We start from the raw sequence: 14424 nt of genomic DNA on the forward strand, positions 1-14424 counted from the left end.
CGAGTTGGATACTATTATGCAAACAACTTTCAGAATTATTGACGAAGACGGAATTCACGCACGCCCGGCAACAGCGCTGGTAAATACAGCTACAAAATTTAAAGGCACTGAAGCTTTTGCAGAAGCTAAAGGCAAAAAAGTTACCCTTAAATCCATCCTGGGCGTTCTGTCCCTGGGCCTTGAAGCAGGAGATACCCTGACCCTTATTACTGAGGGCAGTGAAGAAGCAGAAGCACTGAACGCGCTGCAGGAGGTTATGGTTAAAGAAGGGCTGGGAGAAGTTCATGAATAAGATTTCAGGAATCGCGGCTTCCGCAGGTATTGCAGTAGCCCGTGCCTTTATCCTGGAACACCCGGACTATACCATTACCAAAACAGCGGTCACTGATGTGGACGCTGAGCTTGCGAAGCTGAATGATGCCCTGGATAAATCCAGAGGCGAACTTCAGACCATCAAAGAGCGCACCTTGGCTGAGCTTGGCGAGAAGAAGGCAGAGATTTTTGAATCGCATCTGCTGATCCTTGATGACCCTGAGCTCATTACCCCTGTAATGGACAAAATCCGTGAGGAATCGGTAAATGCGGACTACGCACTGAATGAAGTAGCTACTCAATTCGTGGAAATGTTCCAGAACATGAAGAGCGCTTACCTGCAGGAACGTGCAGCAGATATGCGTGACGTAACCAAGCGTGTACTGAACCATCTGCTTGGTATTCACTATGTGAGCCCGGCTGAGATCAGTGAAGAGGTTATCGTTATTGCACTGGATCTGACCCCATCAGATACAGCACAGCTTAACCGCAATTTCGTCAAAGGCTTCACCACCAATATCGGCGGACGGACTTCGCATTCGGCCATTATGGCCCGTTCCTTGGAAATTCCGGCGGTTGTAGGCACGAAGAACGTGATGTCCCTGGTCAAAGCAGGCGACCTGGTCATCGTGGATGGTCTGAGCGGCGATGTGCTGATCAACCCTTCGGAAGCTGAGGTTGCCGAGTATACTGCGAAGCAGGAAGCTTACGATATTCAGATTGCTGAATGGAAAAAGCTCCGCGACGAGCCAACGGTATCTGCCGACGGCAAGCATGTAGAGCTGGCAGCCAACATCGGGACTCCGAATGATGTGACTGGCGTTATTGAGAACGGCGGCGAAGGTGTAGGTCTGTACCGCACCGAGTTCCTCTATATGGGCCGCGATAAGCTGCCTTCCGAAGAAATCCAGTATAACGCCTACAAGACCGTGCTTGAGAATATGCAAGGCAAGCCGGTAGTAGTACGTACGCTGGATATCGGCGGAGATAAGGAGCTGCCTTATCTGGAGCTCCCGAAGGAAATGAACCCGTTCCTCGGCTACCGTGCGATTCGTCTCTGTCTGGACCGTCAGGATATCTTCCGCACCCAGCTGCGTGCCTTGCTCAGAGCAAGCGTCCACGGCGACCTGCGCATTATGTTCCCGATGATTGCAACCCTTGGTGAATTCCGTGCAGCCCGTGATCTGTTGCTGGATGAGAAGGCTAAGCTGCGTGAAGAAGGCAAAGAAGTATCGGGCAGCATCCAGCTGGGCATCATGGTAGAGATTCCTTCAACGGCTGTACTGGCGGATCAGTTCGCCAAGGAAGTGGATTTCTTCAGTATCGGAACCAACGACCTTATCCAATATACAATGGCTGCGGACCGTATGAATGAACAGGTATCCTACCTGTATCAGCCATACAACCCGGCAATTCTGCGACTGGTCAAAATCGTCATCGATGCTGCACACGCCGAAGGCAAATGGACCGGTATGTGTGGAGAAATGGCGGGGGATGCCACGGCTATTCCTCTGCTGCTTGGTCTTGGCCTCGATGAATTCAGCATGAGCGCTACCTCTATTCTGCCAGCACGCAGTCAGATCTCCAAGCTGTCTGCGGCCGACATGAAGGAAATGGCTGCCCAGGCCCTGCAACTCGGCACGGCCGAGGAAGTAGCCGCACTGGTGCAATCCCGCGTGAATTAATTCGTTCTACTCTGGTTAACTGCATTCCGCAGTTAGCTGCTCCCCGTAAGAGGAGCATTGGTTATAACTCCAACTACTTTCCGGCCTCCTTTACAGGGGGCTTTTTTTTGTGAAGTGATTTGAATTTCAGCAAATCTGGAACCGCCCGTTCGGGCGTTATTTTATATAATGAGTCCATTACTTTCGGAGGGTGGAACCATTGTGCAGAAATTCAGTGCTTCACAGATTTATTTGTTCCATGTGTTTATGTTGTCGCTTGCGGCCAGTACGATATTTACAACCTACAGTATTTATTATGTAGTCGACCTTAAGCTGAATCCGCTTCAGCTTGTGCTGATTGGAACGGTGCTGGAGATAACGGTGCTTGTGTTCGAGGGAATAACAGGGGTGGTCGCCGATACCTACAGCCGCAGGCTGTCAGTCATAATTGCTATGTTCGTTGTGGGGAGTGCTTTTGTCCTTGAAGGAAGCATTGTCTGGATCATGCAACCGGCTTCCCTGTTGCCTGCCTTCGGCTGGCTGCTGATCTCCCAGATGCTGTACGGGATCGGCTGGACCTTCCTGAGCGGAGCGGATACCGCATGGATTGTGGACGAGCTTGGAGAAGAGCAGACGGGAAGACTCTTCATGCGCTCCAAAATATTCGGCTTAAGCGCTTCCCTGCTGGGCATCGCGGTCAGCGTAGGATTATCCCATGTTGCGTCTAATCTCCCTTTTCTGGCGGGTGGAGTCATCTATTTCGTCCTGGGGTTCCTATTGATCCGGTACATGAAGGAGACGGGGTTCAAACGCCGGAAGCGTGAGCCGCAATCCTCTGCTATCCGTGAGCTGGGCAAGACCTGGGTCAGCGGCGCCTCTATCCTGAGGCATCATCCGCTGCTCCTGCTGCTGACAGTTGTAACTTTATTTAGCGGTGCTGCGTCTGAAGGATATGACCGTCTGTGGCAAGTCTTTCTTATGAATGAAGTCGGGTTTCCAGAGATAGGAGTCTCGATGGCGGCTGGCTTCGGGCTGATCAGTGCGGCGACGACTCTGCTGGGTGTGCTGGCTGTCTATATAGCCGGGAGAATCATTGATTTGCAAAAGGAACGTCAAGTAGCGGCCGCTTTGTTCCTTCTGACATCCGTACGTGCCGGCTGCATTATCATGGTGGCACTTGCGCCTAATTTCTACTGGGCGATCGGGGCGGTACTGCTCCTGGGGGTGGTCGCTTCGGTCAGTGATCCGATCTATACCACCTGGCTGAACACGAAGCTGCCATCCCGGAACCGGGCTACACTCTTGTCGATGATCAGCCAGTCCGATGCTCTGGGCCAGAGCGCAGGCGGTCCGGTTGTGGGTTATATCGGCAGCCGGATCTCTATCAGAGCTTCGCTGCTGTCGGCGGGCTTCCTGCTGGTACCTGTAATCGCGTTATACGGCAGGGTGCTGCGGAAGCGGCCCTGATGTTTTGGATTATTTTACAATTGTCATGGAACCGCTGGACAAGTATACTTTCGATTAACTAGCACCTATAACTTCATTAGCTTAAATCCCCGGCGATCCATGCCGATATAGGATATATCCGGTGACACAATTCAACCCTTAACCCAGACCTGTGAACATAGTGTTACATATTATATAAAGAACCCTATGTAGCAATTCCGGCGTCATCCGCTTGCAGAGCTGTGCAAGTACAAAGTATTAGTTCAAGAGAATATGGACATAGCTTGATAGTAATAGAATGATAGTTCTCCGGGAGTATTACGGATGAGCGTAGGGATGGTGAATAGCAATGAGCAGCAATTATATACAAGCAGAACAAGAAATCGATACCTATCAAGGCAATGACCTCGGGTTAATCTACACAGCGGAATGTTGTGTATTCAAAGTCTGGGCGCCAACAGCCTTCACAGTGTCGCTCGTATTATATGCAACAGGCGGAAACGGGCTGACCCCGCAGACCACAGATTACAAGGACAGCGGCAAAATTCTTAGTATGGAGCGCACTGAGGGCGGGGTATGGACGATCCAGGTTCCCGGTAATCTCAAGGGGAAATATTATATGTACCGCGCCGTATTTGCGGACGGGTCGATTAATGAAGCGGCCGATCCTTACGCTACGGCTGTGTCGGCCAATGGAACTCGGACGGCCATCGTGGATTTGTCCGAGACACACCCGGATGGCTGGGAGAACGATGCTTCTCCGGTGCTGCCGCATCCGGCAGATGCTGTAATCTATGAGCTGCATGTGCGCGATTTCTCGTCAGACCCTAGCTCTGGTCTGACGTATAAGGGGAAGTTCAAGGCCTTCACCGAGACTGGCCTGCGTGATGAGGCAGGTCATCTGCTGGGCATTGATCATCTGGCTGAGCTGGGCATCACGCATGTTCATCTGCTGCCGGTGTTCGATTACCAGACGGTGGATGAGCTGGGCAAGGCAGGGGAAGAACCGGCATCCTCCATCTTCACAGACTACAACTGGGGCTATGATCCCCAGCACTATAATGTGCCGGAAGGCTCTTACAGCACAGACCCGGCTAACCCGCTAACCCGTATCCGGGAATTCAAGGAGATGGTCCAGGCGCTGCACAGCCGCGGCATCTCGGTGATTATGGATGTGGTCTACAATCATACCTATGGCTTCCAGAAGGGTCCCTTCCAGCCGCTGGTGCCGGACTATTACTACCGTCATGATCAGAGCGGCCGGCTCTCTAACGGCTCGGGCGTCGGCAATGAGCTGGCTACAGAGCGGCCGATGGTCCGTAAGTATATCAAGGATTCCCTGTCCTACTGGGCTAAGGAGTACCATATTGACGGGTTCCGCTTCGATCTGATGGGGCTGATGGACAGCGTGACCATGCGCGAGATTACCGAGGAGCTGCGGCTGGAGATTAATCCGGGGCTGCTGCTCTACGGTGAGCCGTGGACAGGCGGCGACTCGCCGCTTGCTGCCAAGACGCTGAAGGGCGTGCAGCGCGGCAAAGGCTACGCCGTCTTCAACGACAACTTTCGCGCAGCCATCAAGGGAGACAGCGACGGCTGGGGCAAAGGCTTCGTGACCGGGGAATACGGCAAAGAAGGCGCGATCGCGTCCGGGGTGAGCGGGGCGATTCATGAATTCACCGATGCGCCTACAGAGACTGTGAACTATGTAACCGCACATGATAATCTCAACCTGTGGGACAAAATTCTGGCTACCCGGGGACTTCGCGGGGAAGCCGGACTGCCGGAGCTTGAGGGCGGCAAGTTGCGGGGCGGCGGGGATCTGAAGGCCGCATTAGAGCAGGCGAATCCGTATGTGGGAGTAGATCCCGAGAATGTGCTGGACCATGAGACGGTACGCCGTTCATTGCTGGCTAACGGAATCATTCTGACCTCGCAGGGAATTCCGTTCCTCCATGCCGGGGATGAGCTGCTGCGCAGCAAATACGGAGATCATAACAGCTATCGCAGCCCGGACTGTATCAATGCGATCCGCTGGGAGAACAAAAGCAAATTCATTGCAGTATTTCAATATTACAAAGGTCTGATTGAACTGCGCCGGACACATCCGGCCTTCCGCCTGCACGGGCGCCAGGAGATTGAGCGCAGTCTGGAGTTCCTGCGCTGTGACGGCGGAGTCGTTGCCTATAGACTGAAGGATCACGCCGGCGGAGATACATGGAATAATATCGTGGTGATCTATAATGCCAATATGGAGCCGGTCACCCAGTGCCTCCCGGAGACCTCCGGCTGCTGGAACATCATAGTCGATCATACCCATGCCGGACTGGAAGCCTTCCGGCAGACGGAGAACGGCAGTGTAGAGGTCGCCGGACTGTCGATGATGGTACTCTATGATAAATACGGGGAGCCTGAGCCAAGATCGAAGATTGTAGAAGTTCATTATGACCGCCCGGACGACGATTACCGGGGCTGGAATCTTTGGGTGTGGGGTACAGGCATTCAGGATGGACAACAGGACTTCCAGCACATGGAGGAAGGTCATGCCGTAGCACGGATTGAAGTGCTGCCGGGGACATCCACAATAGGCTACATCCTCCGGCTGAACGATTGGGAGGAGAAGGACGGCACCGCTGACCGCTTCATCGACTGCTCAGGCAGCGGGGAGCAGGTTATTAAAGTGACCGTTCGGGAGCGTAGTCCAGAGCATAGGACAGAGCTGGCTGATCCGTTGCACCAGACCAGCTAGAACATTAGAAGAGCTGATTCGTTCCATCCCCTGGGGGAAGGAGCCGATCAGCTCTTTTTGGCTAAGAATTATTAAAGTAGCCTTAGTATAGGAGTCAGCATCTGCTGGCGCTAGTTCCGCTGATCACTGTACTTCTTATCCACATGCTCGCTGTACAGGTTAGCCTCATTGCCGCCATGGTTCTTGGAGCGGTACATCGCAAGATCGGCGGCACGGAGCAACTCGTTGATGCTGCTGCCGTGCTGCGGGTACAGAGCCACGCCAATGCTGGCAGAGGTGTGGAAGCTGGAGCCCTGGTTGATGGACCAGGATTTGTTGAATAGCTGGAGCAGACGGTTCAGCAGCTCGTCCAGCATTTGCGGGCTGGTGAACCGGTGCAGCACCACGGCGAATTCGTCCCCGCCGATCCGGAAGGCCTGGCCGGAGCCCTTCACGGTCTGCTGCAGCTCCCGGGAGAGGAGCTGCAGGAATTCATCTCCGGCCAGATGGCCGAGTGTATCATTCAGCTGCTTGAACCGGTCGCAGTCCAGCAGCGCCACGGCGATCTCCTGCCGGCGCTCCTCGGGCTGGTTGATCAGGTTCTCCATGTACATTTTGAAATGGGCACGGTTGGGAATGGCAGTCAGATGATCATAGAAGGCCAGCTTGTGCAGCCGCTCCTCATATTGCTTGCGCTGGGTAATCTCACGCGAGACCAGCATGAACTGCGCCGGGAAATTGCGGCTGCCCGCAATCGGGGTAACCTTGGTCTCCAGCCACACCCAATGCCCTTCGGCCGAACGCATGCGCAGCTCGGATATTCTCGGTGAAGACTGCACCACGCTCTTGAGCTTGGCCCAGGAGATTTCGGCTTCACGGATATAGTTGGAGAGCGGTGCTCCTTTGCTTGGCACATAGCCAAGTGCAGTTGCATGGGAAGGCGAGGCATACAAGATCAGACCGTTCGGATCTGTCAGCACAATGAAGTCAGACATCGTCTCACCGATCAGCTGGTAGAGTGATTTCTCATCCTGCATTTCGTTCTGCAGAGAGATGAGTCTGCGGCTGAGATAGAAGATGACCAGAACAAGCAGGAACAGAAATACGGAATAGACGGCGAACAGAGAGCTTTTGAGATTATTGAACTCCGTCATCACCTGGCTGGCATAGCTATCAATCTTATCCTCGGCGAGATTCAGGCTTTCCCGTACTTCATTCAGCTCCGTATGTATGGTGAGGGCAGAATAAGAGGCAGACTTCCAGCCGCTCTGGACCCGCTGCGAGATCAGCTCCCGGCCGTTATCCCTCCACGCGGTGAGCGTGGTTCCGAAGTGATCCAGCTCATTCCTCAGCTCGTCCAGCAGCAGCTCGCTCTGCTTCATTCCATTGAACGGGCTCTTCACGGCATCCAGATTGTAGCGGGCGGTATTGACCCGCTGCAGCGCCTGGGCATTATTGTCCTCGAATTCCTGCGACAGCGTACTGCGCTGCGCGCTGGTCAGCGCCCCTCCGACTGTGGTCTGAAGCGCAAGGGCTGCCTGATACAGATCGCGGTCGGCATTCAGAATGAGCTCGGAATTCTGGTAGACGTCACTGTATAAGGAATCGGATAATTTGTTCATCGTATGATTCAGAATCAGCAGGGAGGCCACACTGATCCCAACCAGAAGAACGGTGATCGACGTGAATAATATAATCAGTCTGTGTGTACTTGTGTTTTCCGAAAAAACTGCCACTGTCATCCTCTCCCCGCACAGAACTTTTGCAAATCTCATGGGTGTAGCTTTGGTGCATGCGAAACTTATCCTTATGCGGAATATGGCTTCATGCAGGCATTTAAGAGAGTATATGTTAGCGAGTCCTAGAGAGCAGGGGAAGAAAGAGGCAACAGAAAGAATAACTTCCGATTAGATCGCGGTTTCTTTTCACCAGTATATAGGACATCCCTTAAGCAGAGCAATTGCTGAAAAAATAATAAGCCCCGTCAGCTTCCGCTGCGGATGTACAGGCCGTGAAGCGGACCGTGGAGCCGGAGTGGAAACAGTGGAGACATATCCGTTACAGCCGATACAAAGAACTATTATGTATTCTTAACTACTATGTAAAGATATTCTCACCTTTGAGTCCTATTACCCACTTTTACTGCAAACGATACCCCTATGGTATCAATTGTGCATTAAAAATATAATAGAAAAATCCGCCAGCCCAGGGATCTGAGACTAGCGGATGGAACAGCAGATTACAAACTGCAGCGTCTAGGAGGATGCTACTCGTTGCGCAGCGCATAGATAGGGCGCATTCTTGCAGCCTTGCTTGCAGGAATCATTCCGAAGAGGACGCCGATGATCAAGGAGAATGAAAAGGAGATCAGCACCATATTCCAGGAGGGCGCCACATTCAAGGAGGTATAATGACCGACAGCCCAGCTGGCGCCAAGTCCCAGTGCGACTCCGATCAGGCCCCCGGTTCCGCTTAAGACTATGGACTCGATCATGAACTGCATCATAATGTTCTTTTTTTTGGCTCCAATGGCCTTGCGGATGCCTATCTCTCTGGTTCGCTCATTGACCGAGACAATCATAATGTTCATAATCCCTATTCCGCCTACAAATAACGAAATACCGGCGATACCGCCAAGGGCCATGGACAGAGTGGCGCTGGTTTCATTCACCGTTTCCAGCATCTCACGGGAATCAAAGACAGAGTAGGCATTCTCGGCTGCACTGAATTTGGCTGTAAGGCTGGCCTCCAGCTTGGTTTTGACCTTATCCACATTGTCATTGGAAGTGGTTGTGAGCGTAATGGAGCGGACTCCCTTGCTCTGCAGGAACCGTTCGGCTGTAGAGATGGGGATCAGCAGCTTCTCGTCGCTCGAACCGACGCTGGTGGAGCCTTTACTCTCCAGCAGCCCGACGATCTTGAAGCTGCTTCCGTTGATCTGTACCTTTTGGCCTACAGGATTATCTGTACCGAATAGATCCTCCGCTGTATCTGATCCGATTAACGCTACCTTCTGCCGGTATTCTGTATCCATCTCAAGCAGGAATCTTCCGGATTGCACATGGAAATCCTGGACCTCTTCGTAGGCAGGTGTAATGCCTTCAACGGATACGGAAACGTTCTCTGTACCGTGCTTGGCGGTAACGTTCCCGGAGATTATCGGGGATACATTATCCACCCCTTCAATCTCACCCAAGGCCAGGGCCTCCTCGTAGGTTAGCGAAGTGGTGGCTCCGCGGCCCGTAATGTTGACGGTCAGCTGGTTGGTTCCCAGGGAGCTTAGGGACTCTGTAATCTGTGAGGTGGTGCCCTGACCCACAGCGACAAGTGCAATGACGGAGGAGACCCCGATAATGATGCCCAGCATGGTAAGAAAGGCTCTTATTTTGCTGCTCAGGATACTTTTGAAGGCCATTTTCATACTCTGGTACAGCATCATGAATGTGCCACCTTCCGATCCTCTACAAGATCCCCGTCTTGAATCCGGATCACCCGTTTGGCCTGCTCGGCAATCTCCAGGTCATGCGTGATCAGAATAATGGTATGTCCCTGTTCGTTAAGCTCCTTAATCATCTGCAGAACCTCCTTGCCTGTCTTAGAGTCCAGGGCTCCGGTTGGCTCATCGGCAAGCAGAATAGGGGGGGTTCCGGCAAGTGCACGGGCAATAGCCACTCGCTGCTGCTGGCCTCCGGACAGCTCGGAGGGACGGTGATTCATTCTGCTCTCCAGGCCTACCCGGACCAGGGCATTGCGGGCAATTTCTCTTCGCTCCCTGTGGGACATTCCACGGTAGATCAAGGGCAGCTCCACATTCTCTACCGCTGATAATTTCGGCAGCAGATTGAAGTTCTGAAATATGAAGCCGATCTTCTCGTTGCGGATCTGAGCCAGCTTATTGTCAGACAGCCTGCGGATCTCCTGGCCGTCCAGGAAATAATCGCCTTCATTCGCCACATCGAGGCAGCCCAGCATGTTCATCAGGGTGGACTTGCCTGACCCTGACGGGCCAATGATCGCAACGAATTCACCGTGATCAATGGTGAAGCTCAGGCTCCTCAGAACCGTCATCGATTCTCCGGCCATCGTGAAGCTGTGCTGCATATTCTCAACCCGGATCAGCGGTTCTGGTGAGATCATCGTCCGCCACCGCCCCCGGAGAAACCGCCCCTGCTGCCTCCGCTGCCTCCGCCGGAGAAGCCGCCACCGCTCCCGCCGGGAAAGCCTCCGCTCCCTCCGGTCATTCCTCCGCCGCCCATACCGCCCATGCCGCCTTGCTGCGGAGAGGTGGTATTGCCTGAGGAAATCACGGTTGGGAGGATCACTTCATCCCCTTCACTTAAGCCGCTGACGATTTCGATGCTGCTCTCATTGTGGATACCGGTCTCCACAGCCACCCGCTGCGTGCCGGCGGCATTGCCCGAGGCACTCCGGCTTCCGGCTGCCCTGCCGGAGAACCCGGCGCCGGCCGGGAATTCACCGCCGGGAAACGCTCCGCCCCGGGCTTCTCCGCCGCCTTGAGGGTATCCGCCGCCTTGACCGCTTCCGCGGGCAGCTCTGCCGCCGGTCTGGCCTTCTTCTCCTTCCGGCCTGATTTCGCCTTGGCCGCCGGGAGCCTGTCCGTCAGCCGCGACACTCTCAGCAGACTTGGAGCCAGCCGCTCCGTTACCAGAAGTTTTGGTGCCTGATTCATTTCCGCCGGTCACCGGCACATTGACGAAGGATTTCCCGTTTATCTTCGTGACAGCTTCGATGGGAACGGTCAGAATATCTTTCTTCTCTTCGATCGTAACCGCCACCTCCGCAGACATGCCGATAAGCACGCCCTCCGAGTTATTTAATCCTACAGTGACGTTGAACAAGGAGACGCCATTAGAGGAGGTTCCTTCTTTGGCGATATCTATAACTTTACCAGTAAAAGACTTATCCTCAAGGGCATCCAGTGTAATGGTCGAGGCTTGATTCAGCTTGATTTTGGGGATATCCAGCTCGTCTACCTGAACGGTTACACTTAGGTTCACGTAGTCGGTCATGGTGAACAGCTCTGTACCATTCTGGGCCTGTTCGCCGGCCGTAATATTCACGGCAGTGATCGTTCCATCGATCGGAGCGGTCAGCGGATCAGGCGGAGCCATATCTTCATGGATAGCAGTGATGGATTCCTGCTGGTCTACGATATCGCTATTGGCCTTATCAATGGCTTTTTTTGCCGACTCCAGCTCTTCCTCTGTCGCGTTATTCATAGCCAGCGTCTTGTAGCTCTCCTGTTTATTCGCAAGCTCTGTCTTGAGATTCTCCAGTGACTTCGTGGCTTCCTTCAGCTTATCGTCCAGATCGCCCGCGACAAATGTGATCAGCACATCGCCTTTTTTAACGACATCGCCTTTCTTAACCATGACCGTATCGACCTTCCCGGCTTCTTTGGTGCGGATGCTCTCGCTGTTGATCGCCGATACGGCACCTGAACCCGAGACACCCACCAGGATATCTCCCTTACTGGCAACTGCCGTGTTCAGAGGAGCGGCAGTGATCTGCCGGTTCTGATCCGGCCAGAACGTATAGCCCGCGATCCCTGCAATAGCAACGAGGACTATGGCTGAAGCGATAATGATGATCTTCTTCTTGTTCATTGTGCGGCTCCTTCAGTGGAAGATGTGGCTGCTTTGGCGGTAACCTCAAGGGAATAGGCCTGGCTGGCGAGCTCCGTCCGTATTCCCTGGAATTCATCGTAGAATTTAAGGGCGTAGGTGCCGGAGCTGAGATTTTTGAACAGGACGCTGGTAAGGGTCGTAGAATAAGAGTTGTTTGTTCCCAGAGTCAAGTCGGTGCCAAGCGTCAGAGTTTTCTCATGAGACTGTCCATAAGGATCGATAACCTGAAGGATGAGCTTATGCTGGTAAGCGCCTGTCTGGTAGGTAGTATCCTGATTGAGATTGTAATTGAACGTCACAGCAATGCTGCTTGCGCCCTTGGTGAGTTCCCCTGTAGAGCTGGTAACTGCCAGTGTATAAGGGAAAAACGGAACGGAGGCCAGAGTGATCAGAGGCGTAACCTCAGCCGGTGTCAGTGTCAGCGCTGCCGTATTCACGTATCCCGTCGCAGCCGTTCCTGCGGCAGTCAGTTTGCCATCCGCAATTGCTTGGCTGATATACAGCTGAAGATCTGCGGTGTCCAGAGCGGACGGAACTTTTGCCCAGAAGGTGACGAGTGTTTTGCCCTCAGGGCTGGTTGACAGCTCGGACTGGTTGGCGGTTGCTTCAAAATATTGCCCGTCAGCAGTCCTGAACTGTGCGTACAGACGGGCCAGATCTGCCTGCCGGACTTCGTCGCTGTTCATTTCCACTTCGCTGTACACAAGGCTCGAGCCGGTTCCTCTATACAGGAGGGTGAGGCGTTCCTTCACGGTGGCTTGTTTGCCGGTGGCCGTGATCTTGAAGGCTTCCCCTGCAGCTAGCGGAGCTACACTCTTAACGGCACTGTCGCTTGTGCTGAGAGAGAGGAACTGCGATACTTCTGTACCCTTGGTCTCCTGGAGAATGAGCTTGACTTGTCTGAAATCCAGGGTGTATGGAATACGACCTTGAACCGATATCTGAGTGCTGGCACCAGGGGCAAGGACCGAAGAGCTGTTGTTCGTATAAGTCTGGGCAGAGGAACTGAGATCCTTCTGATCCACCAGGAGTATTCCGGTAAAAGCAGGCAAAGTAATGGTCTTGGACGTTGCATTGCGTATCGTCATTCTGGCCTGTACCAGATCCTCGCTGCCCCAAGGCAGACGCTGTAGGGAGTCCAGAGAGACAGCGAAGGTACCGTAGGTATTGGTTACGCTGGTCTCGGCAGCGAGATGAATCTGGCTCTCCGGTGTATAGGTGATGCGGAAATAGGCCACAGGCAGCGTTACCTTATCCGCGCTGGCTGCAGGAGCAATCATGCGCAGCTCCAGCGAATTCTGAGCCAGCTCCAGCGGAACACTGGCACTCAGCTCAATCAGCTTGTCTTCCAGCGGCTTCAGGGTCAGGCTGCTCAAGGCTGTGGACGTCACCGGGAAGCTATAGCCTTCCGCCGACTGGACGTTAAGCTCATAAGCAGGCAAAGTAACCGCTGTGCTGCCGGTATTCTTCACCCGGAGCTGATAGCTCCACACACCGTTCCCGTTATCCGCATGCACAGTTGCCTTCAGCAGCTGCATGTCCACCATATTGCTGGCGATGGAGACCTTTTTGGTATAGCCCGCCGCTACAGTGAAATCTGCGGTTACCGCAGCCGGAAGCGCGTAGGAAGAGACAGGCAGGTACAGCTTGAGTCCTTCATCCAGCTTAGCGATCTGTAGCGTCATCTTGCTGAGATTCATGTAGGAGGGGATCTCGGTCATATAATAGAGCGTCTTCTTCTCCTGAGGCTGAAGCTTGAATGCGGAGCTGCTGTCATCCAGTGTAAGTGTGAAGACAGAGCCGCCCGAGGATTTCAGGTACAAGGTGTAGCCCGGATCTGTAAGCACTTTGGTACCCAGATTGGTTAAGCTAAGCCCGACCTTGGCATAGACTTTGCCGTTATAGTTGTAGATTTGCACGGATTCGGCTTTGGTGCCGGCTGTAATACCGCCGAGTTCAACCTTTCGGGTCTCCCCTGTAAGCGAGGACAGAGAATAATTGGATGGGACCGTGAACGTGCCTATCCGCTGTTCATAATTAGCGGCGCTGAAATTCCAGCCGTATATGTTGATTTTAAGTCCTTTGACAGAGGCGGCAGTTCCAATATTCGCATAGTATGTAAGGCTGGTGCTCTGTTTTGCGGGGATTTTCTTGACTGTACTGTCTGCACTGACCGGAATTCCCTTAATTACGCTGCCGCCCGCAGTTACAATTTTGGAGAAATAGTCCGCCAGATTGACGCTGCTGCCGGCAGTATTGGAATAGGTAAGCGTGTAGGTGAGAATATTACCGCCGGTTTGGCTCTGAATCCCTACATGGCTCAGCTTCACTTGAAGCGTGGTACCGAGCTTGAGCGCACTTAGACTGTTAAGTGTAGAGACTTCCGTGACCGCGCTTGCTGCTGTGGCAGCCGTTGAACCGGATGAAGCAGCATAGGCCGTGGTTCCCGGGCTTCCTGCGGTTTGAATTGCGGCAAATGTGCTGAGCAGCAGCAGAACAAATGCTTTTTTTCGTGTGAGCATGTAATTTCCTCCTTGAATGATCTCATAAGGCAAAATATCAGCATTGACTGAATGCCCGCTGAAAAAAAAGCCGTCAAACCGCGCTGAAGCTTAAAAGAAGCTAA

At 53.3% G+C, this 14424-nt stretch carries 9 protein-coding genes; 4 read left to right on the plus strand and 5 right to left on the minus strand.

The window, feature by feature from the left end; all coding sequences use genetic code 11:
- Positions 1–16 precede the first annotated feature (16 nt).
- The 4 genes from C162_RS19345 to pulA all read left to right on the plus strand — a co-directional run bounded on the left by C162_RS19345 (position 17) and on the right by pulA (position 6171).
- Positions 17–292, plus strand: a complete 276-nt coding sequence (locus C162_RS19345; RefSeq protein ID WP_036696683.1) for an HPr family phosphocarrier protein — start codon at positions 17–19, stop codon at positions 290–292.
- Positions 285–1997 (plus strand): phosphoenolpyruvate--protein phosphotransferase, encoded by a 1713-nt coding sequence (gene ptsP / locus C162_RS19350; protein ID WP_036696685.1) that lies wholly within the window; start codon positions 285–287, stop codon positions 1995–1997. Before C162_RS19345 ends, ptsP begins: the two co-directional genes overlap by 8 nt.
- A 201-nt stretch (positions 1998–2198) precedes the next feature.
- Entirely contained in the window at positions 2199–3443 is a 1245-nt protein-coding gene (locus C162_RS19355) for an MFS transporter (protein WP_036696687.1), read from the plus strand.
- 328 nt (positions 3444–3771) lie between these two features.
- A complete protein-coding gene (pulA, locus tag C162_RS19360; protein WP_051493710.1) occupies positions 3772–6171 on the plus strand; it encodes a type I pullulanase in 2400 nt (799 codons plus the stop codon).
- A gap of 110 nt (positions 6172–6281) precedes the next feature.
- On the opposite strand, the gene C162_RS19365 is transcribed toward pulA, so the two are convergent.
- The 5 genes from C162_RS19365 to C162_RS19385 all read right to left on the minus strand — a co-directional run bounded on the left by C162_RS19365 (position 6282) and on the right by C162_RS19385 (position 14320).
- Positions 6282–7886: a sensor domain-containing diguanylate cyclase gene (locus C162_RS19365; protein ID WP_036696688.1), complete on the minus strand. Its 1605-nt coding sequence runs from the start codon at positions 7884–7886 to the stop codon at positions 6282–6284.
- Between the two features lie 530 nt (positions 7887–8416).
- The gene (locus C162_RS19370; protein WP_036696689.1) at positions 8417–9589 is read right to left on the minus strand and encodes an ABC transporter permease; all 1173 of its coding nucleotides are present in this window, start codon (positions 9587–9589) and stop codon (positions 8417–8419) included.
- Positions 9586–10287, minus strand: a complete 702-nt coding sequence (locus C162_RS19375) for an ABC transporter ATP-binding protein (protein ID WP_036696690.1) — start codon at positions 10285–10287, stop codon at positions 9586–9588. The genes C162_RS19370 and C162_RS19375 overlap by 4 nt, the downstream gene beginning before the upstream one ends.
- Positions 10284–11777, minus strand: a complete 1494-nt coding sequence (locus C162_RS37355; protein ID WP_036696691.1) for an efflux RND transporter periplasmic adaptor subunit — start codon at positions 11775–11777, stop codon at positions 10284–10286. The genes C162_RS19375 and C162_RS37355 overlap by 4 nt, the downstream gene beginning before the upstream one ends.
- The gene (locus C162_RS19385) at positions 11774–14320 is read right to left on the minus strand and encodes a hypothetical protein (protein ID WP_051493712.1); all 2547 of its coding nucleotides are present in this window, start codon (positions 14318–14320) and stop codon (positions 11774–11776) included. The genes C162_RS37355 and C162_RS19385 overlap by 4 nt, the downstream gene beginning before the upstream one ends.
- Positions 14321–14424 lie beyond the last annotated feature (104 nt).

The organism is Paenibacillus sp. FSL R7-269 (genome assembly GCF_000517865.1).
Taxonomy (GTDB): domain Bacteria; phylum Bacillota; class Bacilli; order Paenibacillales; family Paenibacillaceae; genus Paenibacillus_AQ.